General features: G+C 58.7%; 26 protein-coding genes. 2 read left to right on the forward strand and 24 right to left on the reverse strand.

The annotated features are described in order from the left end of the window. Positions 1-29: 29 nt before the first annotated feature. The 24 genes from G7Y41_RS05775 to G7Y41_RS05890 form a co-directional block, all read right to left on the reverse strand. Positions 30-1,031: a hypothetical protein gene (locus tag G7Y41_RS05775; protein ID WP_165315961.1), complete on the reverse strand. Its 1,002-nt coding sequence runs from the start codon at positions 1,029-1,031 to the stop codon at positions 30-32. After that, positions 1,031-2,581 carry a prolipoprotein diacylglyceryl transferase gene (locus G7Y41_RS05780; protein ID WP_165315960.1) on the reverse strand — a complete coding sequence of 517 codons (1,551 nt, stop codon included), beginning with the start codon at positions 2,579-2,581 and terminating at the stop codon, positions 1,031-1,033. Before G7Y41_RS05780 ends, G7Y41_RS05775 begins: the two co-directional genes overlap by 1 nt. A gap of 109 nt (positions 2,582-2,690) precedes the next feature. Continuing rightward, positions 2,691-2,987: an Rv1322 family protein gene (locus G7Y41_RS05785; protein ID WP_165215516.1), complete on the reverse strand. Its 297-nt coding sequence runs from the start codon at positions 2,985-2,987 to the stop codon at positions 2,691-2,693. A 3-nt stretch (positions 2,988-2,990) separates the two neighbouring features. After that, the gene (locus G7Y41_RS05790; protein ID WP_165315959.1) at positions 2,991-4,220 is read right to left on the reverse strand and encodes an N-acetylglucosamine-6-phosphate deacetylase; all 1,230 of its coding nucleotides are present in this window, start codon (positions 4,218-4,220) and stop codon (positions 2,991-2,993) included. An 82-nt stretch (positions 4,221-4,302) separates the two neighbouring features. Beyond that, positions 4,303-5,001, reverse strand: coding sequence for an endonuclease NucS (nucS, locus tag G7Y41_RS05795; RefSeq protein WP_165315980.1), 699 nt, complete (start codon positions 4,999-5,001; stop codon positions 4,303-4,305). Between the two features lie 222 nt (positions 5,002-5,223). Continuing rightward, positions 5,224-5,646, reverse strand: coding sequence for a DUF2550 family protein (locus G7Y41_RS05800; RefSeq protein WP_165215545.1), 423 nt, complete (start codon positions 5,644-5,646; stop codon positions 5,224-5,226). 71 nt (positions 5,647-5,717) lie between these two features. Continuing rightward, positions 5,718-5,984, reverse strand: a complete 267-nt coding sequence (locus G7Y41_RS05805) for a F0F1 ATP synthase subunit epsilon (RefSeq protein ID WP_165217613.1) — start codon at positions 5,982-5,984, stop codon at positions 5,718-5,720. After that, positions 5,981-7,429: a F0F1 ATP synthase subunit beta gene (gene atpD, locus G7Y41_RS05810; RefSeq protein ID WP_165215549.1), complete on the reverse strand. Its 1,449-nt coding sequence runs from the start codon at positions 7,427-7,429 to the stop codon at positions 5,981-5,983. The genes G7Y41_RS05805 and atpD overlap by 4 nt, the downstream gene beginning before the upstream one ends. Before the next feature lie 27 nt (positions 7,430-7,456). Beyond that, a complete protein-coding gene (locus G7Y41_RS05815) occupies positions 7,457-8,386 on the reverse strand; it encodes a F0F1 ATP synthase subunit gamma (protein ID WP_165215554.1) in 930 nt (309 codons plus the stop codon). A 3-nt stretch (positions 8,387-8,389) separates the two neighbouring features. Beyond that, positions 8,390-10,027: a F0F1 ATP synthase subunit alpha gene (gene atpA, locus G7Y41_RS05820; RefSeq protein WP_165315958.1), complete on the reverse strand. Its 1,638-nt coding sequence runs from the start codon at positions 10,025-10,027 to the stop codon at positions 8,390-8,392. A 69-nt stretch (positions 10,028-10,096) separates the two neighbouring features. Continuing rightward, complete coding sequence (locus G7Y41_RS05825; protein ID WP_165315957.1) at positions 10,097-10,915, reverse strand: F0F1 ATP synthase subunit delta; 819 nt, start codon at positions 10,913-10,915, stop codon at positions 10,097-10,099. Further along, positions 10,912-11,478 (reverse strand): F0F1 ATP synthase subunit B, encoded by a 567-nt coding sequence (locus G7Y41_RS05830; protein WP_165215567.1) that lies wholly within the window; start codon positions 11,476-11,478, stop codon positions 10,912-10,914. The genes G7Y41_RS05825 and G7Y41_RS05830 overlap by 4 nt, the downstream gene beginning before the upstream one ends. Positions 11,479-11,483: 5 nt before the next feature. Further along, a complete protein-coding gene (atpE, locus tag G7Y41_RS05835; protein ID WP_165215572.1) occupies positions 11,484-11,693 on the reverse strand; it encodes an ATP synthase F0 subunit C in 210 nt (69 codons plus the stop codon). Between the two features lie 54 nt (positions 11,694-11,747). Next, a complete protein-coding gene (gene atpB / locus G7Y41_RS05840; RefSeq protein WP_165217615.1) occupies positions 11,748-12,629 on the reverse strand; it encodes a F0F1 ATP synthase subunit A in 882 nt (293 codons plus the stop codon). 203 nt (positions 12,630-12,832) lie between these two features. Then, a complete protein-coding gene (locus tag G7Y41_RS05845) occupies positions 12,833-13,276 on the reverse strand; it encodes a hypothetical protein (protein WP_231367240.1) in 444 nt (147 codons plus the stop codon). A 5-nt stretch (positions 13,277-13,281) separates the two neighbouring features. After that, positions 13,282-14,418 (reverse strand): glycosyltransferase family 4 protein, encoded by a 1,137-nt coding sequence (locus G7Y41_RS05850; protein WP_165215577.1) that lies wholly within the window; start codon positions 14,416-14,418, stop codon positions 13,282-13,284. A 128-nt stretch (positions 14,419-14,546) separates the two neighbouring features. Continuing rightward, entirely contained in the window at positions 14,547-15,203 is a 657-nt protein-coding gene (locus G7Y41_RS05855) for an L-threonylcarbamoyladenylate synthase (protein ID WP_165315956.1), read from the reverse strand. After that, positions 15,200-16,231 carry a N5-glutamine methyltransferase family protein gene (locus tag G7Y41_RS05860; protein ID WP_165315955.1) on the reverse strand — a complete coding sequence of 344 codons (1,032 nt, stop codon included), beginning with the start codon at positions 16,229-16,231 and terminating at the stop codon, positions 15,200-15,202. The genes G7Y41_RS05855 and G7Y41_RS05860 overlap by 4 nt, the downstream gene beginning before the upstream one ends. After that, entirely contained in the window at positions 16,224-17,330 is a 1,107-nt protein-coding gene (prfA, locus tag G7Y41_RS05865) for a peptide chain release factor 1 (protein ID WP_165315954.1), read from the reverse strand. Before prfA ends, G7Y41_RS05860 begins: the two co-directional genes overlap by 8 nt. A 108-nt stretch (positions 17,331-17,438) precedes the next feature. Beyond that, on the reverse strand, positions 17,439-18,560 hold the full coding sequence (locus tag G7Y41_RS05870; RefSeq protein WP_165315953.1) for an IS1249 family transposase: 1,122 nt from the start codon (positions 18,558-18,560) through the stop codon (positions 17,439-17,441). Between the two features lie 253 nt (positions 18,561-18,813). Next, the gene (gene rpmE / locus G7Y41_RS05875; RefSeq protein ID WP_165215607.1) at positions 18,814-19,035 is read right to left on the reverse strand and encodes a 50S ribosomal protein L31; all 222 of its coding nucleotides are present in this window, start codon (positions 19,033-19,035) and stop codon (positions 18,814-18,816) included. Between the two features lie 319 nt (positions 19,036-19,354). Next, on the reverse strand, positions 19,355-21,208 hold the full coding sequence (gene rho, locus G7Y41_RS05880) for a transcription termination factor Rho (RefSeq protein ID WP_165315952.1): 1,854 nt from the start codon (positions 21,206-21,208) through the stop codon (positions 19,355-19,357). A 294-nt stretch (positions 21,209-21,502) separates the two neighbouring features. Then, positions 21,503-22,456 carry a homoserine kinase gene (thrB, locus tag G7Y41_RS05885; RefSeq protein WP_165315951.1) on the reverse strand — a complete coding sequence of 318 codons (954 nt, stop codon included), beginning with the start codon at positions 22,454-22,456 and terminating at the stop codon, positions 21,503-21,505. 5 nt (positions 22,457-22,461) lie between these two features. Next, positions 22,462-23,769 (reverse strand): homoserine dehydrogenase, encoded by a 1,308-nt coding sequence (locus G7Y41_RS05890; RefSeq protein ID WP_165215636.1) that lies wholly within the window; start codon positions 23,767-23,769, stop codon positions 22,462-22,464. Between the two features lie 368 nt (positions 23,770-24,137). On the opposite strand from G7Y41_RS05890, the gene pflB reads away from it, so the two are divergent. Together pflB and grcA2 are read left to right on the forward strand one after the other, a co-directional pair. Further along, positions 24,138-26,264: a formate C-acetyltransferase gene (gene pflB, locus G7Y41_RS05895; protein ID WP_165315950.1), complete on the forward strand. Its 2,127-nt coding sequence runs from the start codon at positions 24,138-24,140 to the stop codon at positions 26,262-26,264. Positions 26,265-26,351: 87 nt separating this feature from the next. Then, on the forward strand, positions 26,352-26,603 hold the full coding sequence (gene grcA2, locus G7Y41_RS05900; protein WP_165215641.1) for an autonomous glycyl radical cofactor GrcA2: 252 nt from the start codon (positions 26,352-26,354) through the stop codon (positions 26,601-26,603). Positions 26,604-26,727: the final 124 nt, after the last annotated feature.

The following is a 26,727-nucleotide window of genomic DNA, read 5'->3' on the forward strand; positions in this document are numbered from 1 at the left end:
GTCAGTCTTGAGTCTTCACTCAGACTCAATCATGCATCCGGATTGGACGAATCGTCGCGATCAACCTTCTCGATCGTCCTCTCCCCACCGATCACTTGAATTTGTCCGCCTGCCTTTGCGCTGGGGATCCTCAAAATCACGGTTCCCAGGTAGTGCGCTGTCGCTGTGCCAACGACCTTGTCTCCTTCTCCGTCGTAAAGCACCGCAGTCTGTCCACCAAGGCGCATCGTTGACTTCGCAATTGTTCGCGCATAGGTCAAGGTATAGGTGAATTGCGCGGCGACCAGCGCCGACCCGTCCTGCATGACGACGCCAGAGATCGGCATATCAGAGGCGCTGACCTGCGCGGTAACGGTGCCAGCGACCGCAAGATTCGTTGACAGCTGCGTGAGTGTATCGAAATACTTCGTTGTGTATTCGTCGCTCGTGAATTTTTCCGTGTTAACTTCGCGGGCATTGAGCATCGCGACGTAGCTGTTCAGTGCTTCCTTCGGCGTCAACACGAAGCCCGTCGCGTCGTCGGACACAAATCCTGATCCCGAGGAAATCGCTGGCAACGTCAGTGACGTTCCCGCCAGGAGCCGGCTCCACGAGGTCAGTGCATACGGAGAACGCGGGTCCTGTTGGACAAGAACTTCAACAACCGGCAGCGCTGCCGATTCCCTCCCCGTGATGTTGATGATCGCTCGTGGCCATGTTGAGGAATTCGTAATCGCGAGATTCTGCGGTTTCATGTCGAGTTCGGGCAGCTCACCACCGCTAGCCGCGGCCAGTGTGTACTGAGCAGAACGCATCCGCGCGGCCCCATCGATGAGTCGCCCCTTAAAGAGCGTGCTGTCTTTGGCCTTGTCCGCAGCCGCGAGAGCCTCAGAAACATTCGTCAACGCCGAGTCAATCCGCTCAGTGTCAAGGTTGGGCATCGATGATGATTGCGCCGACTCTGCCGTTGGGGGGGCGACGGTTTCTCCCGCGCATCCGGCGAGCGCAATGGTTGCGGCAAAGGTTGCCACAAGAATGGGGGCGCGTTTCATCACTGGTCTCCCTCATCGACCGCTTGGTTCTTCCCGCCGAAGATTCTGCCGAAAACTCCGCGTTTCGCCGTCTGTTCTGAGTCGGGTGTTTCTGGGGACGAGGACGAGGCCGGCTTTTCGGCGTCGATGACGAGAATAAGCCCGGTGGTAAACTCGCGTCCCTCGATGATGATCTTGTCTTGTCCCTTTTCGCGTGCCTCGCGGATCGCGCGACGCGAGGGGAACACCATTCCCGGTCTGATTGCTGAAACGTCAATAATTCCTGTGTCCGTGGGCACGGTCTCCGGTGGATCTTCATCACGCGGGCCGTCAATCTTGCCGTGGCGTCCCTGAGGCTGCTCAGCATCGGCTTCGCTGTCTTCCACGGTCGTCGGCGCCTCGTCCTGCAGCGCAGTAGCATCATCCATCGACACCTGATCATCTGCAGGTGCGTCGTCTTCTTCGGCCTCAAAGGGGCGGTCGCTTTCCGTTGCATGATCCTGCTCAGCCTCGACAACATCTCGAGTCTGGTCAGTATCGTCACTACGGTGCTCGTCATCCTGGTCGTCGCCAGCATCATCCGACGATTCATTTTCGACTGACGAGTCATCCAGCTGCGACATCGTCGACGCAGAGCTGGGTTCGTCCTCGTCCTCGGCCCCGTTCGTGGAGGGTTCGTCGCTTTCATGCGTGCCAGCAACCATCGAGGCAACCTGCGCCGTATCAATCGACTGTGTCTCGGTGATATCTGCCCCGGCCTGAGAGGCGAGCTTTTCAGCGCGTTCTTCACGGCTGCGCAGAGTGCGGGCCCGTCCAATCGCGAGGATCACAGCGATGACCGCGAGAACTCCCGCAAGGAGGAACGAAATAATCGCCACAACATTTGCCTGTCGTGTCTGCCATGTCAGCGTCAGGGTGAGATCCTCAGCTCCACCGGCCGAAATCGCAAGAATTGACCGACCATCGGGAATGTCATCAATAGTCAGCGATGCCCGAGAGGCGTGCGTCGCGCTCTGAAGCCACATGTCAGATTCCGAGGCAAGTGCAACCAACTCAGCAGCCGCTGGGTTTCCAGAAGAAGAGGAAGCGCCCGACTGGGCGTTCTCACCGCTTCCAGCGTCACCGGATCGGGCCGTAGTCCGTGCCGATTCCCTCATTTTTTCTAAGGTGTCATTCGACTTGGCCACCATGCCCGACTGCGCACCCGACTGGGCGTTTCGATCATCTGGAGCGCCGCGGTGCTCTTCAATTTTCAGTTGGGAACGATCCGAAGAGATTCCCACGACCTCTGTGTAAGCATCGGACCCGATCCACCCCGTGACATCGCTGACGGTTCCCAAAGCAAGAACAACGTCCTGACCCGATGCCGAGGCCGCAGTGACGGTCACCTTCGAGTCGATGAGCGGAAGAACTCCGTTTCTCGTCATCGTGATCGCGGTTGGAGAGACCGTCGACGAACTCAGCTCATGAGCAGGCTTGAGAACAGTCACACTGAGAATTCCGATGATCAGACAGATCATCGCCGCAACGGCAACAGCGAGGGCCGACGTGTACTGTTTGAGTCGTTCCACAGCTAAAATCTCCTCGGTTCAGGCACAGATCGAGTGAATCTCTTCAACTTTACGTGTTTCCGGCATGATGATGCGCGTATGTTGCTCAGTCCGTGACTAATCACATGAGTCACAGGGGTCTCAGTCGCCGTTTCCAACACCAGGGGTGCCAGTGACGCCGCCCCTCGACTCCCTGCTGCATCCCGAACGGGGCTTCCTGCGGCCAAGCAACAACATGGGCCGCACCCACCGTCACTGCCTGAAGGCATGCGGGGCAGACGTACTCTTTGCGGGCGTGAGGAAGATACTGTACCTGGTAGAGCACACCATCGGGTCCCGTTTCCGAACGAGCAACCGAGCCGAGACGATCGACGTTCAGGCGACGATGCTCACTGCCCCACGGGCGTTTATTCGACCGACGTCCCATCGGCTACGCAACCGCCTTTCCGTTCTTCCACACGCCTTCAACACTCCAATCATGTGCCACACACACGATGTCGGCTGCCCGACCGGCCTCCAGCGCACCAATCGACGCAGATCCCAGGATCCGCGCCCCCTGCATTGATGCCATGAACACCGCATCAACGAGCGGGATTCCGGCTTTCTCGACGGCCGTACGCACACATTCGAGGAGATGCGACGTTCCCCCGGCCATCGTTCCTCCCCGGGTGAGCCTGGCAACCCCATTCTCCACTGTGACACTGACTGTGCCGAGTACGTAACTCCCGTCCGGCATTCCGGCAGCAGCTGTTGCATCGGTAATGAACACACAGTGATCCCGACCGACGATCTCATACACATCTCGTACCAGTGAAGGCTTGACGTGGATGCCATCGCAGATCATCTCACACATCACCCCACCGCGCGCTGCGTCAGAAAGAAACTCCGCAATCGGCCCGGGGTCACGTTGATGCAAAGGACGCATCCCATTAAATAGATGCGTCACCGTTGACGCGACCCCGCGCCCACCTCCCCGAGAATCCGCACACTGCTCACGCATCTGCTGTGCAAAATCCATCGCAGCGCGGGCATGGTGGTCGCTTGCATCCGTGTGTCCCCACGAAGGGACAACTCCCGAACGCACAAGTTCCTCAACGACGGAACCTCCGCCATAAGCTCCGGGGACCTCGGGGGCAAGAGTCATTGACACCGCATGCCCCCGCGCAGCCGCGAGCAGCTGTCGGGTCTGCTCAACATCGGGGGCACACACGTAGGCGGGATCTTGGGCGCCACACCGATGCGGAGAAATGAACGGTCCCTCAAAATGAATCCCCGCGATCGTTCCCTCGTCGGCCAGCTCGGCCAGGGTTTTCGCCCTCGACACCAGATCATCGATCGGCGCAGTGACCAGCGACGCAACGAGCGTCGTTGTCCCGTGCGCCATATGCTCAGCCGTCACTCTCCGCGCCTCGTCAAGCGTTGAAAAGTTCGCGAATGAGGCTCCGCCACCTCCGTGGCAGTGAACATCAACGAGCCCCGGGAGAAAGGTTCCAGCGGATCGTGGAAGCTCGCGCAACTGCTCGCGTTCCTGATCACTGAGTTCATGCGAATCCACGTCAACGATCGACGCAATCACGCCGTGATCGACGCGGATCACCCCGTCGTCAATGACGGAATCCGCAGTGACAATACGCCCACGAAGTGCAAACTGATGATTCATGGATCAATTCTGCCCCACTCGCCCACACCGGTCGGGGAGATTTCGGAGAAACCTGCCGGGTTCGTCCTCGTTAATCCCTCTATTAGAAGAGGCGAGATTCCGGGTCATCGAACCCCCGCATCGCATCGTAATCGAGGATCAGGCAGTCAATTCCTCGATCCTGGGCAAGAGTGCGCGCCTGACGCGAAATCTCCTGGCCGGCAAAAATACCGCGCAGACCTGCGAGCATTGGATCTCGCGCAAGAAGCGAAACATAGCGGGTGAGCTGCTCAACCCCGTCAATGCCTCCTCGACGCTTAACTTCGATCGCAACGGGGAGTCCTTCGGGATCACGAACAAGCAGATCAACAGGGCCAACGGGAGTGGGATACTCGCGTCGCACAAGTTCCCATCCTTTGCCGAGGATCTGAGGGACCTGCTCGGCAAGAAGCTCCTGTAGGTGAGTCTCCACGCCGTCCTTGACGAGGCCCGGATCAATTCCGAGGTCCTGCGCGATATCCTCGACAATGTCGTGAATGCGAATGACCAGCTGATCGTCCGTCTTCGCTGCTTTGACCGTCCACACTTGGGTCACGCCGTCGGATTCTTCGATATCTTCGGGTTCCTCGACGGTCACCGTACACGGGGCATTCATCCAGTTCAGGGGTTTATACGATCCCCCGTCAGAATGAATGAGAACAGACCCGTCGGCTTTGAGCATGATCACCCGTTTCGCGGGGTCAAGATGGGCACTGAGTCGACCCGAATAGTCGACGGTACACGTAGCAATAAGGACTCGCACGGCCCATAGCTTAGCCACGAGGACGAGCGCGGGCTTGCCCACACTCCGGTTCTTGGCGCGGGGCGGCCGAAGTCACGTGATGGGGACTGACCCGCAACCGGCTCGATCACAGGTTTCGCAGCCGTGTTCAATAGCCCGCTCAGTGGCGAGGCAGGGGGATTTGACGGGGATTAGAAACGCCGACGGCCTGAAGATAGCACGCTCAGTTGCGCGCGGAAGAAGTCAGGATTGTGCTCGAGGCGGCCCAGATTCAATCCAGGAGACAATACCGTTGTAATCCTCCCGGGTCACCGCGAGCTCGTAGCGTTTCTCTCCGGCCTTGATGCGCACCTCAACGATCTGACCATCGATCGAATGTTCAAGAGGACCCGACAGCGTCAAGCCGCCGCGGGGAAGAACATAGACCGGACGATTTGACAGCGCGACAAGGCGATACCACGAGAGTGTGTCAACGCCGTATTGGGCAAGGCCCGGAACCCACCCTGAGTGCGTATCTTGGCGCGACCACGCACGAAACATCCCAATGTGATGACTCAACCTGCGAGCTCGGATATTGAGGTAGACGATGACAATGATCGCCACACCGATCAGCACAAGGAATACCCACAGAAGTGCCCACAAAATGGCGCTAGATAAGGACAGCATCAGTGACTCCTCCCTGGACTTGTCAATAAATGATGAACCCCCGTCCGGCACGCCGGACGGGGGCCTCATTCTTAGGCAACTGTACCGTGATCTGCAACGACCGTCACAAAGTCGGAATCAACAGAGATGAATCCGCCATCAACTGCAACCGATTCGCGTCCCTGAGCCGTCGTAATGATGACGTCACCCTTCGCTAATTGCGCAAGCAGCGGCTGACGCCCCGGGAGAATCCCCAAACCACCATCGACAACGGGAACCTGAACCTGCGAGCCTCTGCCGCTAAACAGGCTCCCCTCACGAGAGACAATCTCGACCTGAAGCTCACGACCGGACATCAGGCATCCTTCGTCAGCTTGTGGATATTGCGCTCAACGTCGTCGATGCCACCACAGTTGTAGAACGCCTGCTCGGGAGCGTGATCGTAGTATCCTTCGGCGATCCTCTTGAAGGCTTCGATTGTTTCCGACAGCGGAACCGTTGAACCCGGAACGCCCGTGAACTTCTCCGCCATGTACATGTTCTGCGAAAGGAACTGTTCAATGCGGCGTGCACGTGCAACCGTGACCTTGTCTTCCTCAGAGAGTTCGTCAACACCAAGAATCGCGATGATGTCTTGGAGTTCCTTGTTCTTCTGCAAGATCGCCTTGACGTGCGTCGCCGTGTCGTAGTGCTCACGGCCAACAATCGCAGGATCAAGGATTCGCGAGGTCGACGCCAGCGGATCCACAGCCGGGTAAATACCCTTTGCCGTAATCTCACGCGACAGCTCTGTTGTTGCATCGAGGTGAGCGAAGGTTGTCGCAGGCGCTGGGTCGGTGTAGTCATCCGCGGGAACGTAGATCGCCTGGAGCGAAGTAATTGAATGGCCCCCAGCTGAGGTGATGCGTTCCTGGAGCTGACCCATTTCGTCAGCAAGGTTTGGCTGGTAGCCAACCGCGGACGGCATACGACCCAGAAGTGTCGACACCTCCGAACCTGCCTGAGTGAAACGGAAGATATTGTCAATGAAGAGCAGAACGTCCTGGTTCTGAACATCACGGAAGTATTCCGCCATCGTCAGACCGGTCAGGGCGATCCGCAGACGCGTCCCCGGCGGTTCGTCCATCTGGCCAAAGACGAGCGCTGTCTTATCGAAGACACCCGCTTCTTCCATCTCACGAATGAGGTCATTACCCTCTCGGGTACGCTCACCGACACCCGCGAACACGGACACACCTGCGTGGTCCTGAGCGACTCGCTGAATCATCTCTTGGATGAGGACGGTCTTACCAACACCCGCACCACCGAAGAGGCCGATCTTGCCACCCTGGACGTAGGGGGTGAGCAGGTCGATCACCTTCAGGCCGGTCTCAAACATCTTCGTCCGCGGCTCAAGCTGGTCGAAAGCGGGAGGCTGGCGGTGAATCGGCCAACGTTCCGTGACCTCAAGAGTCTCACCTTCGGCGAGGTTGAGGACATCGCCTGTCACATTGAAGACGTGGCCCTTGGTAATGTCACCAACGGGAACGGTGATGGGGGCTCCCGTGTCGGTGACCGGGGCTCCGCGAACCAAACCGTCGGTCGGCTTCAGGGCGATCGCACGCACAAGGTTGTCACCGAGGTGCTGAGCGACCTCAAGGGTCATCGTGTACGACCCTTCCCCCTCGCCCTGACTCGATAAGTCAACGGTCACGTGCAGCGCGTTGTAAAGCGGCGGAATGCGGTCGGGTGGAAATTCCACGTCAACAACTGGGCCGACGACTCGAGCAATGCGGCCCTCTGCGACTCGTTCTTCCTGGGTCATTATGATCTCTTCTCCATGTCCTGGGGGTCAGCCCGCGACCAAGGCGTCGGCCCCGCCCACGATCTCGGTGATCTCCTGGGTGATCTCCGCCTGGCGGGCCGAATTGGCCAGACGTGTGTACTTCGTAATGAGTTCCTCAGCGTTGTCCGTTGCCGTGTGCATCGCCCGCTGACGCGACGCCAGTTCGGAAGCCGCCGACTGAAGAATGACGTTGTGAATACGGCTTCCCACATACTGCGGAAGAAGCGCCTCCAACACAGCCTCCGGAGACGGAATGAACTGATATTCAGGCAATGCTGCAGAAGGATCGTCGCTATAGCCGCGCTCTCCCACACGATTTTCATCGGCTTGCGGGGCATCAACGATGGTCAACGGAAGCATCTGGCGGACCTGAGGAACCTGGCTCATGAGGTTCTTGAACCGCGTGTACACCAGGTGTACCTCGGACACGCCCCGAGTCGGATCAACGTCAACGAAGCGCCCGAGCAGTTCTTGAGCAATCTCGTGGCTTGTTGCCGACGTCGGATGATCCGATTCTCCTTCCCAGCTCCGCTCAATGGCCACGCCACGGAAGCGGAAATACGCCGCCGCGCGCCGACCGAAGGTGTAGAGAACAGGGGTCTTCCCGGATTGGGTCAACCGCTCGATGAGTTTCTCAGATTCACGCAGAATCGTCGCTGAATAGGCACCAGCCATTCCGCGATCCGAGGCGATAACGAGGACGGCAACGCGCCCGGTATCGGTGCGCTCACGCGTCAACGGATGGTCGAGGTCCGTGTGAACCGCAACGGCCGCCACCGCCTGGGTGAGTGCCTTTTCATACGGGCCGATCTCCGTTGCCGCACGACGGGCGGCCCCGATTCGTGACGCCGCAATCATCTCCATCGCGCGGAAGACCTTCGCAAGCGTGCGCGTCGACGCAATTCGCTGCTTATAGATCCTCTGCTGTCCACCCATTGATCAGGCCTTCCCGCCCTGACGACCGCGGGTGATTTCCTCGTGAGCGATCTCTGCCTCAGTTTCGCCGCCGTCCTCGTCAATGACACCGTGACCACCCGACACCCACTGATCGTGGCACTGCGTCACCTGTTGGCGCAGCGTCTCCTCAGTGTCGTCGTCGAGAACACCTGTCTCTTGGATTGTTTCGAGGATCGATGTGTTGTGACGCAGATGGTTGATCAGCGTGCGCTCAAAGTCGAGGACGTCCTCGACTTCCAGATCATCAAGGAAGCCGTGCGTTCCCGCCCAAATCGAGGCGACCTGCTCGCTGACAGAATACGGCGAGGACTGCGGTTGCTTGAGCAACTCCATGAGGCGCTGACCGCGGGTCAACTGCTGGCGAGTTGCTGCATCAAGGTCGGAGGCGAACATCGCAAAGGCTGCCATTGACCGGTACTGAGCGAGCGTGAGCTTGAGCGTACCCGCGACTTTCTTCATGGCCTTGATCTGCGCGTCACCACCGACTCGGGACACCGAGATTCCGACATCCACGGCGGGTCGCTGGTTGGAGTTGAACAGATCGGACTGAAGGAAGATCTGACCGTCGGTGATCGAAATGACGTTCGTCGGAATGTAGGCCGACACGTCGTTTGCCTTGGTTTCGATAATCGGAAGGCCCGTCATCGAACCGCCACCCAATTCATCGGAGAGCTTCGCGCAGCGCTCAAGGAGGCGTGAGTGCAGGTAGAAGACATCACCGGGGTAGGCTTCACGCCCCGGCGGGCGGCGCAGAAGGAGCGACACCGCACGGTAGGCCTCCGCCTGCTTGGAGAGGTCATCAAACACGATGAGGACGTGCTTGCCCTGATACATCCAGTGCTGCCCAATCGCTGAACCGGTGTAGGGAGCCATGTACTTGTAGCCCGCGGGATCGGATGCCGGGGATGCCACAATCGTTGTGTATTCAAGGGCTCCGGCATCTTCAAGCGTCGAACGCACCGACGCAATTGTTGACCCCTTCTGACCGATGGCAACGTAGATGCAGCGCACCTGCTTCTTCGGGTCACCCGAAAGCCAGTTGTCACGCTGGTTGAGAATCGTATCCAGCGCGATCGCTGTCTTTCCGGTCTTACGGTCACCGATGATCAGCTGACGCTGTCCACGACCAATCGGGATCATCGAGTCAATGGCCTTCAGACCGGTTTCCAGCGGCTCATGCACGGACTTACGCATCATGACGCCCGGGGCCTGAAGCTCCAACGCGCGACGCCCATCAATGTCCGTGATCTCTCCGCGGCCATCGATCGGACGTCCCAGCGGATCGACTGTACGGCCGAGGTATCCGTCACCAACCGGAACTGACAGCACCTCCCCGGTGCGGCGGACAACCTGTCCTTCTTCGATCCCACCGAAATCGCCGAGGACGACGGCACCGATCTCACGCTGATCAAGGTTCATCGCCAGGCCAAGTGTGCCGTCCTCGAAAGTCAGCAGCTCATTGGCCATAGTGCCGGGCAGGCCCTCGACGTGGGCGATACCGTCGGCCGTTTCAGTAACACGCCCGATTTCCTCGGTTGCCACCTTCGAGGGGCGGTACGAGTCCATGAAGGAGTCCAACGCGCTGCGGATCTCCTCCGGACTGATTGACAGGTCAGCCATGAGCATTCCTTCTGTGTGCGGTATGAGAGTTACGAGTAGTGGGCGGATGAGCCACGAGCCGGCTCAGTTCTAACGTGCCAGGCGGCGTTGCAGATCAGCTAGCCGGGTAGCCAGCGACGCATCGACCGACGTTGCACCCGAAACGATGCGGAATCCTCCAACAACATCCGGGTTGACCGATAGCGCCAGAGAAAGTTCCTTGCCGAAACGCTTCGTGAGAATTTCTCTCAGACGATCGACTTGTGCGGCAGATAGCTGTGTCGCTGTTTCCACGGTGACGAGGAGGCGATCGCGTAGCGTTGCTGCCCACCGGGCGAAACGACGGAGATTATGCAGAAGACGACCGTGACGAGAACGTCCAACGCCGCGGCGCAGCAGCCTCATCGTCCAGGGTGACACATGAGATGAGAAAACCGTTGAGGCCAGGTCGGCACGCTCGCGAGACGAGTATTCTTTCATGTCCGACAGTCGTTGACGCAGCTCCCGGTGATCTGTCAAAACCTCGATGAGGTTCATCAGTTCGTGCTCCACGGTGACGATCATGTCTGCGCGTTGCGCATCCGTCAGCACCGCAAGGATCCCCAAAACTTCAAGTGAGTTCTTCAGGTCGCTTGGATTTGACCAGTGATCGGCCACCATGACATCGAGGACGCTCAGCGTCGCGGGAGCCAGGTGAGAGGAAAACGCACCGGCGACAAGGGCCTGCTTATCGGCGCTATCACGCCCCGGGTCTGTCAACGCACGGCGCAGCTGAGAGTTCGTTGCAACGACATCAGCCAACCCGAAGAAGTCCTCCGCAACGCGCATGACATCCGTACCCGCCGGGGCAAGCGCCTGGTCGAGTTCCTTCACGTACGCAACGGATTCGATTCTTCCTTCGCCGTTCATCGCGTTTCCACCTGCTGTGCGGCCGCAGAGTCGGCTTCGAGATCGTCAAGGAAACGATCAATGACACGAGAGGTCAGTTCCTGATCTTTCAGGTGCTCACCGATGATCTTCTCCGCCAATTCGCTGGCCAAGAGTCCAACATCGGAACGCAAGGAGATTTCTGCGGCCTGACGTTCGGCAAGAATCTGACGCTCCGCGGTATCGATGATCCGCGCGGATTCGTCCTGAGCTTCCGATCTGGCGGCCTGGATGATCCTCTTGGCATCTTCGTGAGCAGCGTCGCGAATTCCCTGGGCATCCACCTGGGCTTGACGAATGAGTTCGTCACGTTCCCGAGCGGCAGCAGCCCGGTCTTCTTTCGCCTTTTCCGCAGCTCCCAGCCCCTCGGCGATCTTCTCTTGGCGTTCATCGAGCGTCTGGTAGAGACGCGGCAGTGCGAACTTGCCAACGATGATCAGGAGGACGAGGAGAACAACCGCCGACCAGAAGATCTCATACAGCGGTGGGAAGACAACGTCGAGACCCCCGACTTCCTCCCCCGACGCAGCGATAATCTGGTTCATCAGAATCAACGAACGATCAGCGGAAGAACGAAGCCAATGAGGCCCAGAGCCTCAACCATACCGGCACCAATAATCATGTTGGTGAACAGTCGGCCAGCAACCTCAGGCTGACGCGCGGTCGACTCCTGGGTCTTCCCGACGAGGATGCCAATACCAATTCCCGGGCCAAGAGTAGCCAGGCCGTAGCCGAGATAGGCAAGTGCAGCGTTGGTCATGGTGATTATTCCTTCTGGTTGAACGCCCGGGGGCGTTGGGTTTCATCGATCGACCTAGTGGCTTTCGATGGACAACTTGATGTAAACAGCGGAGAGGATCGTGAAAATGTACGCCTGGATGAAGGCAACAAAAATCTCGAACCCCGTCATGATGAACATCGCCGCTCCGGTCAGCACACCCGTCGCTGAGAGAGCGGAGAGCTGCTGAAGGAGGAACGCTGTTCCAAAGTAGGTCATGCCAAGAAGCAAGTGCCCGGCGATCATGTTGCACAGGAGACGCAAGGTCAGCGTCACCGGACGGACAATGAAGTTCGACAGGAATTCAATCGGCGTGATGAGGAGGTAGATCGGCTTGGGTAAGCCCGCGGGCACAAGCTGAGACTTCAAGAATCCACCAACCCCGTGCGCACGGATCCCCGCACCGATGAAAATCACGTAGGAGATGAGTGCGAAGACCAGCGGAACCGCGACCACCGACGAGGCAGCAATGTTGATTCCAGGGATCACACCGGCAAGATTCATGAAAAGCACCGAGAAAAAGGCAAACCCGGTGAAACCTGCGAAGCGACGCCCCTGCTTGTTCCCCAGCATCTCCAGCGCAACGTTCGTACGAATGTACTCCGCGATCACCTCGATAACGGCTTGGCCGCGGCCCGGAATGAGCTTGGGACGACGGGCAACACCAAGCATCACCAGAATCAGGAGGAGGGCCATAATGACACGTGCAAGCGTGAGGCGATTAGCCTCAAAGAACGTGCCGTCACCGAAGATTGCCGAGGGGAAGAAGTCTGCAAGTCCCGGCTGATGAGGAGCCTTCGTGAACGCGGGAACCGCCGTGACCGCAATGACGACAACGAGGAGGCCACACAGCACCCAGTACCACAGCGGCAACGGCTTCTTCGCGGCCTTCTGCGAAGTTACGCTTTGAGTAGTCAGGGGGACCTCCTGAGCGTCTCGAACATCGTTGGCGGACAAGTTTTCTTCCTCGTCAAGGAACCTCGTATATGGTACCAGCACCCGGCGTTGTTACCAGTCCCCGTCACCCGCATTCCCCCGATGAGTGTCCATGTTCACGCCTGATTTTGGCGCGCGCACGTCAACCCGCACTGAACGTCCCTGAGGGTGCGCGCTCGTCCTCGTCAATGAGAAGAGGAATCTCCGCTAAGAAACGACTGGTCGACAGTCATCTGACGCATCGACGACAGAACGAAAACCTGCGAGAACGATGCGACAAGAATCGCGAGGATCGCCGCGATTGCGGGGAAACGAATATCGACACCAAGGGCACGCGGAACGTAGAGACTGAGAATGAGAATCCCCACCTTCACCGCGTAGGACCCAAGCACCCAGGCAACGACGCGCGAGGAGTCACGGCTGGCACGCGCAAGGAAAAACCACTCTGCCACGAGGACGAGGAGGGTCGTTGCCACCGCAAGGCACGCGGATAAGGCAGGCATGTGCAGGACGAGGGCGACGATGCCCTCACCGAGAACGAGGACAACCCCGGCGACGCTCAGGAGATGAACCAAACGGCGAATCGCCTGATCAAGGGGGCTCATCGGCGACAAAGACGAAGATGGCACGAAGGTCACTCCTTGGAAGTGGGAGGCAGCACCCGTCGTCGGTTCGCGGAACGAGACAGGTGACGCGCATTGGGGAATTCAGACAAGGTCAAGGCAACCGCAACCAAGAAAGCCGGAATCGTAAAGACAAGGACCCGGGTCCACTCAGTGACGAGTAACCCAACGGCGGGGAGGCAGACAATTGCCGTCCACATCCACAGGATCGCCACGACCGATCGGTGCGAGTGTCCACGCAGAAGAAGCCGGTCATGGAAATGCGAACGATCTGCCTTGAAGGGGCTGTGACCGCGAAGCATTCGGCGGATCGACGTCACAACAAGATCCGCTACCGGCATGAAAATCACCGACAGAGGCAGCAGAAGCGGCAGCACACCAACGAAGATCTGCTGACCCCCCAACTGCGACGGGTCGATCTGGCCGGTGACAATAATGCCCGCTCCGGCAAGAACGAGACCAAGAGTTTCCGCTCCCCCACCCATCATGATCGAGGACGGGTGGAAATTGAACCACAGGAAACCCAGGCACACGCCCATGAGGGCAATGACTGCCAGCGACGCGGTTGTCGCATAGGACGCTGCGCCCATGATCCGGGTGAGGATGTAGGAATAGATAAAGAACGCTCCCGCTCCGATCGCGACCATTCCGGCAGCGAGCCCATCAAGTCCGTCAATGAAGTTCACCGCGTTGACGATGCCGACGACAAGGAAAACCGTGACGATGAGCGACAGCCGCGATGAGCCGATCGTCACACCGAAAATCGGGAAGGTCACCAGCTGAACACCGTAGAAGGCCATGACTCCGGCGATGAGGATCTGACCGGCAAGTTTCGCCATCCAGTCGAGCTCAAAGATGTCGTCAATGACCCCCAAGACACACATGGCGGCCGCGGCTCCCATGAGCGCCCAAGGAACGTGTGTTGTAAAGAGCGGAACCATGTACGGGATCCGCGATGCCACAAGCATCGTCACAAGCAATCCGATGGTCATCGCGACCCCGCCGAGGCGTGGAATAGGCTGGGCCTGAAGGTCTCGGCTCCTGAGCTCAGGAACAATCCCCCACGTGACGCATGCCCACCGTACGAGGGGAGTCATCAACACGGTGACCCCCATCGCGACGAGCATGAGGAGGAGATAAACCTTCATCCGTTGCGGGTTTTCCTTTGTTCTCGAAAGTCGTGTCAGTCTCTGGCGTGGCATCGAGGCCGAGAGCGGTTGTTCAGATTCCTTCCCAAGCGAAGCTGCGGACACAGCCTACGACGAGCAACGCTGACTTAAACGGACCGAACGTCACACCCGATCACCTCAGACAGCTGCGACAAGGATAAAGCGCCGACGCGGATTGCGGCGACCCCGCCATGCGCAAGGTCAAGAATCGTTGAGGGGGTTGAGGACTGTGTCGGTCCGGCATCAACGTACCCTGCGATTGAGTCACCGAATGCCTCTTGCGCTTGGGCAACAGTGGTTGCTGGTGGCTGCCCCGTCTTATTCGCACTGGTCACAGCCATCGGCCCGGTTTTTTCCAGCAGGGTGAGCATCGCCGGATGATTCGGCATACGCAAGGCAACCGTCCCACCGGTTTCCCCCAGATCCCATCCCAGGTTCGGCCTCGCCGGAAGGATCACGGTCAGCGCACCCGGCCAGAAAGTCCCCGTCAAAGCTCCCACCGCCTCAGCGGCTGACCTCGGGATGATACAGATTTTCTCAATGTCATCTGGGTGATGGACGAGGACGGGCGGCGGCATATGCCTGCCCCGGCCTTTGGCTGCGAGCACATTGAGCACGGCCTCGGGATCATCGGCTCGCGCACCAATTCCATACACCGTATCCGTGGGAACAACGAGGACGCCGCCTGCACTAACCAGGTCGCTCGCCAATGTCAAGTCGTCACAGTTCCACGAGGGAATCACTGAAAATACGTGTGCCGTCACGGAAGAATTCTCTCACTTCTCACTGCGTGACCCGAAGATACAGCGGCGGTTTCATCCGAAAGTACGACTGCGCAATCACCTGAGCGAGGTGCTCGTGCCCGAAGAAAACGCTCGGTTCCGCCAAGATCGCGTTGTGTCGTGATGTCAACGAAGCCGAGTTTTTGCGCAGCGTGGCGCATGAGGGACGATTGGCTCGGTGAATGTTCAACAACAACCAGTCCACCGGGGGCAAGAAAGTCTCGGGCGCGGCGAAGAATCGCCGTCGGAACGTCCATCCCGTCCTCGCCTCCACCGTAGAGAGCGAGCGCAGGATCAGCCGCAGCCTCAGGTTGTGTCGGCGCTTCACATGGGGGAACGTAAGGGGGATTTGACACAACAACATCAACTAATCCGTTGAGTTCTGACAAAACCTGAGCGTCGGTGGCATCCCCGGGGACAACGCGAACCCCGCCGGGAGCAAGCCGGTCAACGTTTACCCGAGCAAGACCCACGGCATCGGGATCGAGTTCGACAGCGTACACGCGGGACCCGGGAACTTCCGTTGCCACCGCCAGTGCAATCGCCCCCGAACCTGTGCACAGGTCAACAACGATCGGAGATTGTTGCGCGTCCTCGTTCACTGGTGTGCGCGGCGTCGTGGCATTGATCGTGCGAAGGTGATCGATAGCCGCTCCCGCAACACTTTCTGTCTCTGGACGAACAACGAACACGCCGGGCGCCGAGCGCAATGTCAGGGAACGGAAGTACATTCGTCCCGTGATGTGCTGCAAAGGCACGCGCGCACACCGTCGATGAACACCATCAATGAATCGGTGGATCACATCGGCATCGACCGGTTGAGGAATACTCCACGTTGAGCTCGTCTGCGCAGCCCATTCGAGGAGCTCTCGTGCCTCAATATGACCATTGACCTCGCCGATCGCACTCAGCTGCATCCTTGCCCAGCGCAGCAGTGAGGCAACCGTTGTTCCGGGATTGTCGTCCTCGTCTGGCTGACCGTCACCGACGAAGGTCCGCCGCTCAGCCATTCGCCGCGGATGCCAGGCGCTCGGCCTCGTCAACTTCCTGAAGCGAGGCAATGACATCGGTGAGCGCCCCAGCAAGTACCTGGTCGAGATTGTGGGCTTTGTATCCCGTTCGGTGATCAGTGATCCGATTCTCAGGGAAGTTATACGTCCGAATACGTTCCGAACGGTCGACCGTGCGCACCTGCGACCTGCGCTGAGCGGATGCTTCCTCTTCTTTGCGTGTCCGAGCCTCTGCCGCCAGACGTGACGCGAGGACGCGCAGTGCCGCCTCTTTGTTCTGCAATTGCGACTTCTCGTTCTGCATCGACACGACAATTCCTGAGGGCAGGTGCGTGATACGAACCGCAGAATCCGTTGTGTTCACGGACTGTCCGCCGGGGCCCGAGGACCGATACACGTCAATGCGCAGGTCATTGGGGTCAATGACGATTTCGCCCTCGTCCTCGATCTCAGGCATGACAAAAACTCCGGCGGCGCTGGTGTGGATGCGTCCTTGAGATTCCGTCACAGGAACGCGCTGCACGCGGTGAACCCCACCCTCAAATTTCAGATGTGCCCACACGCCCTGGTCAGGTGCAGGAGTCCCTTTTGCTCGAATCGCTAGGGTGATGTCTTTATAGCCGCCGAGTTCCGTGTGGGTCGCCGACAGCTCCGTGACGCTCCACCCCTGTGTCTCGGCGTATCGCGCATACATTCGGGCCAGATCCGACGCGAAAAGCGCCGACTCTTCTCCCCCCTCGCCCGCTTTGATTTCGAGAATAGTGTCGAGGGCGTCCTCGGGATCACGGGGAGCAAGGATCGTCATTAACGCATCGTGGGCGTTGTCGAGTTCATTTTCGAGGGCGGGGATCTCTTCAGCGAAACTGGAATCCTCATCGGCGAGTTCCCGGGCCGCTCCCAGGTCATCACGGGCCGCAGTGAAACGATCAGCCGCAGCCTTGATACGTCCCAGCTCGGCGTAACGACGCCCGACCTTACGCATGAGCGAAGGATCAGCCAGGGTCTGCGGGGCAGACATCTGCGCCTCAACCTCACGGTATTCGTTGAGAATGGGGCCGAGAGCCGAAAGCTCGTCGTCCGCAGGATTTTCAGAAGTCATCGGGTTGTCTCCAACTCACAGGGTCGTCACCGGCACACACAGGTCTGTCGGTCGAAAGAAAGCCTAGCGAAGATGTGGGGTTATTGGCCAAAACGTGTTGGTTTTGTGTTAGTAGGTTTCGTGCCAGGTGCCGTTGTGGTGGAAGTCGGTCCAGTTAACGCCAGTGCCCCAGTGTTCGATTTGGGTTTGTGCGTTTGCTCGGTGTCTGGTGGTTTCGAACAGGTTGATGATCTGTTGGTCGGTGATCGTGTGCTTAAGGATGTGGGCTGGTGTGCCGGGATATTCGGTGTGCAGGTAGCACCACCACAAGGCGGTTTTGACTTGGTGATCAAGGCTCATCCCCCGATGAACACGCAGCAAGGCCCTCAGTTGGGCGTTAATCCCTCCCTCGATCAGATTCGAAGTCCTAGGAATGGGATCAGCATCGACATGGAGTCTGGGGTCAAGATAGGTAAACAGAGTGCCTTTCTTGACCAGCGTGTTCAGCGAGTTCTTCGCCTGGATCAACCGGGCGTGGGTGGGAACCCACCGGCCGTTAGGTAGGCGCGTCTGCTGGGCGAGGAACGTCTTATACGCGTTGTTCCAGTGGGCAAGATGGCTCATCCATTGAGTTGCCTGATCGAGTGTGTCAATCCTTAAGAGGGCTTTAGCCAGGGCATACAGGTCAACACCTGCCTGGGTGCGAGGCCGGGTCGTGGTCTTACGCTTGACCGCGCTAAAAGCATGAAACGTGCAGCGTTGAATCCGGGTTCCAGGCCAAGTAGCGGCGACAGCACTGGCGATTCCCTGCCCACCATCACAGACCATAACATCTGGGGGTGCAATACGAGACATCAAAGACTGCCAGGCGCGGGTGGTTTCACCCTTGGCCACATACCAGCCAAGAACATGAGTTTTCGTGCAAGCAATGAGGATCACGAGCTTGTGGGACAGATAGATCCCGTCAACAAACACCACATGACAAACCTCATCAACGAGGGGACTAACCGGCCACAAACACCAAAACGGCTCGTTACGCCGCCGCAGTGTACGAGCCTGTCCACCGTGATCAGCCAGAGTGTACTTACCCGTAACAAAGTCCAAAAACGCTGCGAAATCACGGGCCCGAACGTCACTACTCCGCGACTGGCTTGCCCTGCACATCCGACACCGAAATCGTGGCCTACCAGCTTGCGTTGAACCCCATTTTTGCGTTACGCCACCACAGATCTTGCATCGAGGATTTCCCATCCCCCAATCCAAGCCGACTCCAACACCGAATTTGCCCCGTAATATCAATAAAAAACCAGGATAAAACCAACACGAAATGGCCAACCAAAAACTCGAGCCGAAACGAGTCCAACACCCACTTTCCCCCGCCATACCAACGAAAAACAACCCAAAAACCAACACGCTTTGGCCAATAGGCCAAGATGTGCAATGGCGCCGGTGACTGGCATCACCGGCGCCATCAACGAAACCTCATTCACGCAGTGAACTCAGCTCACTTCGACGGGCGAACACGCTTGCCGTAGCGAGCCTCGAACTTCGCAACACGACCACCGGTATCGAGGATCTTCTGCTTGCCCGTGTAGAACGGGTGGCAGGCCGAGCACACGTCAACGCGCATCTCGCCGGTGGTGATTGTCGAACGTGTCTGGAACGAGTTGCCGCAGGTACAGGTCACAACCGTGTCCACGTATTCAGGGTGAATACCCTTCTTCATTTTGACTCCTGGTTCGTTGAGTGCCCCGGGTCCGGATTCGTCAATCGCTCCATATCCGATGATGCGTATTGTTCCGTCAGGGGCGCACCCCTCGGCGACGAACCGGTGAACCGGAAACCGACCGGGATATTATGCCAATTTTCTCAGCGAATAGAAACCCGAACTGAGGATATCGGCGGGTGACATGGCAGACACCCGCAGGGCCAGCTATCCCTTAAGACCCCTGCGAGCCAAAACTACCCTGCCATTTCCGCAATCGAAAACCCCGGTGGAGAGGCTAAGAATGAACCGCTCCACCGGGGAATTCTGAATATCACTGTCAGTCAGTTCCGGGTGTCGTCTTCTGAACGAGCATGAGGAACTCAGCATTCGACTGGGTTTCTTTGAGTTTTTCAAGAACCAGTTCGAGGCCGGACTGCTGATCCAGCGTTCCCAGAACGCGGCGCAGCTTCCACATGATCCGCAGTTCTTCCGGCTTGAACAGCATCTCTTCGCGGCGAGTACCCGATGCGTTGACATCGATGGCCGGGAAGATGCGACGATCTGCCAGTTGACGCGACAGTCGCAGCTCCATGTTGCCGGTGCCCTTGAATTCCTCGAAGATCACTTCGTCCATCTTCGATCCCGTTTCAACGAGGGCGGATGCGATAATTGTCAGCGATCCACCTTCCTTGAGGTTACGGGCACCACCGAAGAACTTCTTCGGCGGGTAGAGCGCTGAGGCATCAACACCACCGGAAAGAATTCGACCCGACGCCGGAGCAGCAAGGTTGTATGCACGGGACAGACGCGTGAGGGAATCAAGAAGAACAACAACATCCTGTCCCAGCTCAACAAGACGCTTCGCGCGCTCAATAGCAAGCTCCGCGACAATCGTATGGTCGGATGCTGGACGGTCGAAGGTTGAGGCAATGACCTCACCATTGACAATCGAGCGCATATCCGTGACTTCTTCGGGACGCTCGTCAACGAGGACAACCATGAGGTGTACCTCGGGATTATTGACTTCGATCGCCTTGGCAATCTGCTGAATGACCATCGTCTTGCCGGCCTTCGGAGGCGAGACAATGAGCCCGCGCTGTCCCTTACCAATCGGGGCAACAAGGTCAATGACGCGAGGAGTGTACGCCTTCGCCGAGGTTTCCAAACGCAGCTGCTCCGTTGGGTACAGCGGCGTCAACTTGCCGAATTCACGTCGCGCCTGCGCATCCTCAACGGTCATGCCGTTAACGGAGTCAACGCGAACAAGCGCGTTGTACTTTTGACGCTGACGTTCTCCCTCGCGAGGGAGGCGAACTGCTCCGGCAACTGCATCTCCCGCGCGCAGTCCCCACCGACGCACATTCCCCAGGGTGACATAGACGTCATTAGGGCCGGGCAGGTAGCCTGACGTGCGCACAAAGGCGTGGTTGTCTTGCACATCGAGGATGCCGGCGATGGGCGCGAGCTGCTGCTCATCGAGGGGCTGCTCGTCGCGACCATTGTGGCGTTCACGCCGGTCGCGGTTATTCCCCCGATCGCCCCGGTCTCCACGATCGTTACGCTCGCCGCGATCATTGCGGTCGTTCCTGTTACGGTCACGACGCCGGTTGCGGTCACGACGATTGCGTCCGCGGCTATCGAAATCGTCACCTTCAGGCAGTTCAATCGAATCGAGGCCACGACTTGAACGAGGTTGACGCGCAGCCTCGTCACCGGCATTGTCTGAGGTTTCGCTTGGCGTGGCCGAGCGAATGGGTTCCGGAAGTTCGATGGTCACCTGCGAGGGTTCACTTGGTTCGGAAACGGCAGCACGACGGCGAGTCCGACGTTTCGGAGCCGCACTGGGTTCGGCCTGCTGCGTGGAGGATTCTGCTGTTTCAACGGCCGCATCGACGGGGAGCTGATCAGTTGGTGTTTCCTCGGAAGTCTGTGCGACGCGCCGGGCGGGGCGTCCGCGACGAGCAGCGGATCGTTCCCGCTGCTGCGATTCGTTCGTGGTCTTCTGGGATGCCGAGGCCGCTGGGCGGGAAGCCGGGGGTTGCACCGATGCGCTCAATGCTTCCACGAGCTCGGATTTACGCATCTTTGATTTGCCTTTGATCCCGACCCGCGAAGCGAGAGCTTGAAGTTCGGCGAGCTTCATTGTCGAAAGCGACTCTCGTGTCACTTCAGCATCTTGTTGGTTGCTCACTCATTTTCCTTACTGGAAATGCCCACAATGGGCGGAATTGGATTCCCGTAAATTCGGGGTGATACGCGGCGGACTTGATGCCGTCACACGTTGATCAGGATGCCGCGCGAGACGGCTGGTCACGTGGACCGTTGTGTTGATAGTAGCAACTCTTCGCCTCGCATCCACTCCGATAGCGAAGAATTTTCCCTCCGTGCGCCTTAAATCACACGACCGGGGTGGAGTGCACAGATCTTTCCCCTCCTCTTCATTGACGAGGACGAGCGCGCGTCTTCCCCTGTGAACGAGGGTCAGCTAGTCCGCAGTTCCCGTTGGTCCCGCCAAACGACCACGGGTAATTCGCACGCCGGCCCCAGACACCTTCAGGGGAACAACACGCCATCCGGCTCCCTCAGCCTGGCGAATGATCGTCGCTGACACGGGTTCCAGAGACAGCACTGTTGGTCCTGCTCCGGAGATCACGGCAGCAAGGCCCGCACTGCGAAGCCAATCAACGAGTGCCGCAGAGGACTCCATCGATGAACGACGATATTCCTGGTGAAGTCGATCCTTAGTGGCATCCATGAGGAGATCATGGAATGACGACCCCTCGGGGATTTCGGCGGCCCCCGACAGGAGCCCAGAAAGCAGCGCCGAGCGAGCAACGTTAAATCGCGCATCACTGTGACTGACGGATTGAGGAAGAGCGGCACGCGCCGACGTTGTTGATAACTCAAATCCGGGGATGAACACCACCGGTTGAATACCGGCCGGAGGAGTCATCTGGATCGCACCGACGCGTTCATTGTCTGCCCACGCAATCGTGACCCCGCCGAAGACGGCCGGAGCAACGTTATCGGGGTGTCCCTCGATGTGCGTTCCGATTTCCAACTGATCCTGAGCGCACAGAACCTCGTCCTCGCCAATCAGGGCGCGCGCCAGCGCCACTCCCGCAACAATCGCTGAAGCTGATGACCCGAGACCACGCGAATGCGGGATGCGGTTACGGCAACGCATCCGGATCCCGACCTGCGGAGCCCCCACGTGATCTAAGGCGAGACGCAGCGATGAGACAACGAGGTTCGTGTCGTCGACTGCAACTGTGCCCGCACCTTCCCCTTCAACGACAACGGATGTTGGTCCGGCGGTTGCATGAACCGCGATCTCATCCCACAGGTCCAACGCCATGCCCATGCAGTCGAAGCCCGGCCCGAGATTGGCCGTGGTTGCGGGCACCTTCACCGCAACGAAGTCATCACGCAGACGCACAGTGACTACTCCCCTTCTACGCGTATCGCCGAGGTGACTTCTCGGACCGCATCGGATTGTCCGAGTGCGTTGACGACGGCGCGAAGATCGGCTTCGCGGGCGAGGTGCGTTGTTGCGATGATGACGCATGCTCCGGGTTCTTTGTCGTCACGCTGGTGAACGGATTGGATCGACACTCCGTGGCGCGCAAAAATTCCCGCGACGTCGGAGAGGACGCCGAGTCTGTCTTCGACTTGCATCCGAATCTGGTAGCGGGTTTTCGCTGTGCCGGGGTCAAGGATGGGGAGGTGGGCGTAGACGGATTCACGCGGGGCGTGACCGCCGTATGCCCGGTGATGAGCAGCGGCAACGAGGTCGGAAAGAACGGCGGATGCTGTGGGAGCTCCCCCGGCTCCCTGGCCGTAGAACATCAGGCGGCCAGCGGCTTCACCTTCGACGAGGATCGCGTTGAATGCCTCGTCAACGGCAGCCAGTGGATGATCCAGTGGAACGAGGGTGGGGTGGACGCGCATGGACACGCCTTCGCGCCCGTCCTCGCCGATTCGACGTTCCGCGATGGCCAGGAGCTTAATCGTCCGATGGAAGTAGGCGGCCTCGCTCATGTCCTCGGCGGTAATTGAGGTGATTCCTTCAACGGCAACGTCTTCGATTCCCACGCGCGTGTGGAATGCGAGCGAGGCAAGGATCGAACACTTTGCCGCCGCATCGAGTCCGTCAACATCTGCGCTGGGATCGGCTTCGGCAAATCCGAGGTCCTGCGCCTTCTTTAAGGCGTCCTCGTAGGTCATGCCCTGGCTGTTCATCGCGCCGAGGATAAAGTTCGTTGTCCCGTTGACGATTCCCATGACCTTCGTGATGCGGTCTCCCGCAAGCGACTCACGCAGGCCATACACCACCGGAACAGCACCTGCCACGGCTGCTTCGTAGTACAGGTCGGCTCCCGATTCGGCTGCCGCGGCGTAAAGCTCTGGTCCGTGAGCGGCGAGCAGCGCCTTGTTACCTGTGACCACGGAGATTCCGTCGTTGAGCGCGCGAAGAACTAGGGTGCGTGCTGGCTCAATTCCGCCGATGAGTTCAACAACGATATCCATGCCCGTGATTGCCTCATCCGGGGAGGTTGTGAGCAATGCGGGGTCAATGGGGGCATCTCGCCTCGCGTCAACATTCCTCACGAGGACGCGCGCAACTTCCATGCGTGCTCCCGAACGCGCAGCGAAGTCGTCGGATTGCTCGGTGAGCATCCGGATGACCTGCGATCCGACGGTTCCGGCTCCGAGGACACCAACCTTGAGGGAGGGGTAGCGTGAATCCACTGTTGTTCTCCGTTGTCGTGGGACGTGATGACGCGAGGATGCGTCTGCGCCATTTTATGGGGCACTGCGCTGCTCCTCGACATGAGTCCGGCCCGTGGCCACATCGACGCAGCATCATCGTGTCGTGCCGTTGAAGACTCAATCGTTTCCACAGTGGCCAATACCACGTTCACGGGGTGATATAAACCGCGAAATGTTGAGCGTTCACATCCATTGAGAGAAAATACATACAGCATCTTTGAGCACGTCGATGGTCGTTTAGTCCTATCCGCGTGACAATGGACGCGATGCCTATCCGGCACAACAACGGAGTTGCTCCGTACTACCGAAGCCCCCATCGGGGAACGGATCATTCGAGAAGAGGAAAGATGACGACTGAGCAGACCGTTTCTGACGCCCACACAACGGACGCCTGGGACGGATTCAACACAGGAAATTGGGACCGTGAGATCGATGTCCGCGATTTCATTCAACGGAACTACACCCCCTACGAAGGTGATGCGTCATTCCTCTCAGGCCCAACCGATAAAACTCTGCGTGTCTGGGACACCCTGGAGAAGACCTACCTCTCCGAAGAGCGCAAGGTCCGCATCCTCGATGTCGACACTCACACTCCCGCCGACATCGATGCGTTTAAGCCCGGCTACATTAGCGAGGACGACGACGTCATTGTCGGTCTCCAAACGGATGCTCCACTCAAGCGCGCGATGATGCCCAACGGTGGCTGGCGCATGGTTGAGACCGCGATCAAGGAGGCCGGCAAAGAGGTCGACCCCGAAGTGAAGAAGATCTTCACCAAGTACCGCAAAACTCACAACGACGCAGTCTTCGACATCTACACTCCCCGTATTCGCGCGGCTCGCTCCTCCCACATCATCACCGGTCTTCCGGATGCTTATGGGCGCGGCCGAATCATTGGTGACTACCGACGCGTTGCCCTCTACGGCGTTGACCGCCTGATTGAAGACAAGCAGGCAGCGAAGGACCGGTACGCAGATCAGCCGTTCTCTGAGCACTGGGCGCGCTACCGCGAGGAACACTCCGAGCAGATCAAGGCCCTCAAGAAACTCAAGACGATGGCCGCAGACTACGGCTTCGACATCTCCGGTCCCGCGCGTAACGCGAAGGAAGCCGTCCAGTGGACGTACTTCGGCTACCTCGCATCCGTGAAGTCTCAGGATGGCGCGGCCATGTCGATCGGTCGTCTTTCGGGTTTCCTCGACATCTACTTTGAGCGCGATCTCGCCAAGGGCCTCATCACCGAGGAAGACGCTCAGGAGATCATCGATGCGCTGGTTATCAAGCTGCGCATCACGCGATTCCTGCGCACCATCGACTACGATCAGATTTTCTCCGGTGACCCCTACTGGGCCACGTGGTCCGACGCCGGGTTTGGTGACGATGGACGCACGCTCGTCACCAAGACGTCTTTCCGTTTGCTTCAGACCCTGCGCAATCTTGGTCCCGCACCCGAGCCGAACATCACGATCTTCTGGGATGAGGCTTTGCCGAAGGGATACAAGGATTTCTGTGCCGCCATTTCTATCGAAACCTCGTCCATTCAGTACGAGTCCGACGGCCAGATCCGCGAGCACTGGGGCGACGACGCTGCGATTGCCTGCTGTGTTTCCCCGATGCGTGTGGGCAAGCAAATGCAGTTCTTCGGCGCGCGCGTCAACGCTGCAAAGTCCCTGCTCTACGCGATCAACGGTGGCCGCGACGAAATGTCGGGCAAGCAGATCGTCACCGGCCTGTCCGGGATCGAGGGCGACGGCCCGCTTGACTTCGACGAGGTGTGGGCAAAGTACGAGGACATGCTCGATTGGGTTGTCGGCACCTATGTTGAAGCCTTGAACATCATCCACTACTGCCACGACCGTTATGCGTACGAGTCCGTTGAGATGGCTCTGCATGACTCCGAGATCATTCGGACGATGGGCTGCGGTATCGCCGGTCTGTCGATCGTTGCCGACTCACTCTCGGCGATCAAGTACGCCAAGGTCACGCCCGTTCGTGATGAGACCGGCCTCGTTGTCGATTACATTACCGAGGGCAACTTCCCGACCTACGGCAATGACGATGACCGCGCCGACGATATCGCCGCAACAATCGTTCACACGATTATGGACAAGATCCGCGCGATCCCGATGTACCGCGATGCCATTCCCACGCAGTCGGTCCTGACGATCACGTCGAATGTTGTGTACGGAAAGGCCACGGGTTCTTTCCCCTCGGGTCACAAGGCCGGAACGCCTTTCGCTCCGGGTGCTAACCCTGAGAACGGCATCGACACGCACGGCATGGTTGCCTCGATGTTGTCGGTCGGCAAGCTCGATTACAACGATGCTCTCGACGGCATTTCTCTGACCAACACGATCACCCCGTCCGGTCTGGGACGCACGAAGGATGAGCAGATCGAGAACCTCGTGGGCATCCTCGACGCCGGATTCGTTCCGGATGATTCTTGCGACGTCCCCGTCACAGTTGGCAACTAAGACACAGCAAATATCCCCACAGCGTGTGGTCGCAAGGGACCTCACATCCCGTTGACCACGCAGTGACCACCATTTAAGGAGAAGAACATGGCTACGAAAACCTACGAAGAACGTCTCGCCTCGATGAAAGCTGCTCGCGCGGAACGCGGCCAGTCCGATGCTCTCTACCATGCGAACATCAACGTCCTTGACCGCGCCACCCTCGAGGACGCGATCGATCACCCGGAGAAGTACCCGAACCTCACCGTTCGCGTCTCCGGCTACGCGGTGAACTTCGTTAAGCTCACCCGTGAGCAGCAGCTGGACGTTCTGTCCCGGACCTTCCACCACTCGGCCTGATTAACGACAACTCTCGGGTGTGTGGGACTGCGAGGTCTCACGCCCCGAGGCGGCGTTTAACGCCGTTGTCTGCGTCAGGGCGGGCAGTTCGGGGGCGCAGAGCCGTCAGGGGTTCTGCGCCCCA

The sequence above is a fragment of the Schaalia sp. ZJ405 genome, assembly GCF_011038885.2.
GTDB lineage: Bacteria > Actinomycetota > Actinomycetes > Actinomycetales > Actinomycetaceae > Pauljensenia.

Bases quoted from the DNA above. Each gene is read 5' to 3' on its own strand.
- G7Y41_RS05870 (WP_165315953.1), bottom strand. From the start codon at position 18,560: ATGGGAAATCCTCGATGCAAGATCTGTGGTGGCGTAACGCAAAAATGG.
- atpA (WP_165315958.1), bottom strand. From the start codon at position 10,027: ATGGCTGACCTGTCAATCAGTCCGGAGGAGATCCGCAGCGCGTTGGAC.
- G7Y41_RS05790 (WP_165315959.1), bottom strand. From the start codon at position 4,220: ATGAATCATCAGTTTGCACTTCGTGGGCGTATTGTCACTGCGGATTCC.
- G7Y41_RS05800 (WP_165215545.1), bottom strand. From the start codon at position 5,646: ATGCTGTCCTTATCTAGCGCCATTTTGTGGGCACTTCTGTGGGTATTC.
- pflB (WP_165315950.1), top strand. From the start codon at position 24,138: ATGACGACTGAGCAGACCGTTTCTGACGCCCACACAACGGACGCCTGG.
- G7Y41_RS05825 (WP_165315957.1), bottom strand. From the start codon at position 10,915: ATGAACGGCGAAGGAAGAATCGAATCCGTTGCGTACGTGAAGGAACTC.
- G7Y41_RS05850 (WP_165215577.1), bottom strand. From the start codon at position 14,418: ATGAAGGTTTATCTCCTCCTCATGCTCGTCGCGATGGGGGTCACCGTG.
- G7Y41_RS05860 (WP_165315955.1), bottom strand. From the start codon at position 16,231: ATGGCTGAGCGGCGGACCTTCGTCGGTGACGGTCAGCCAGACGAGGAC.
- atpD (WP_165215549.1), bottom strand. From the start codon at position 7,429: ATGACCCAGGAAGAACGAGTCGCAGAGGGCCGCATTGCTCGAGTCGTC.
- rpmE (WP_165215607.1), bottom strand. From the start codon at position 19,035: ATGAAGAAGGGTATTCACCCTGAATACGTGGACACGGTTGTGACCTGT.
- G7Y41_RS05775 (WP_165315961.1), bottom strand. From the start codon at position 1,031: ATGAAACGCGCCCCCATTCTTGTGGCAACCTTTGCCGCAACCATTGCG.
- G7Y41_RS05830 (WP_165215567.1), bottom strand. From the start codon at position 11,478: ATGAACCAGATTATCGCTGCGTCGGGGGAGGAAGTCGGGGGTCTCGAC.
- prfA (WP_165315954.1), bottom strand. From the start codon at position 17,330: ATGACTTCTGAAAATCCTGCGGACGACGAGCTTTCGGCTCTCGGCCCC.
- G7Y41_RS05815 (WP_165215554.1), bottom strand. From the start codon at position 8,386: ATGGGTGGACAGCAGAGGATCTATAAGCAGCGAATTGCGTCGACGCGC.
- G7Y41_RS05785 (WP_165215516.1), bottom strand. From the start codon at position 2,987: ATGGGACGTCGGTCGAATAAACGCCCGTGGGGCAGTGAGCATCGTCGC.
- atpE (WP_165215572.1), bottom strand. From the start codon at position 11,693: ATGACCAACGCTGCACTTGCCTATCTCGGCTACGGCCTGGCTACTCTT.
- grcA2 (WP_165215641.1), top strand. From the start codon at position 26,352: ATGGCTACGAAAACCTACGAAGAACGTCTCGCCTCGATGAAAGCTGCT.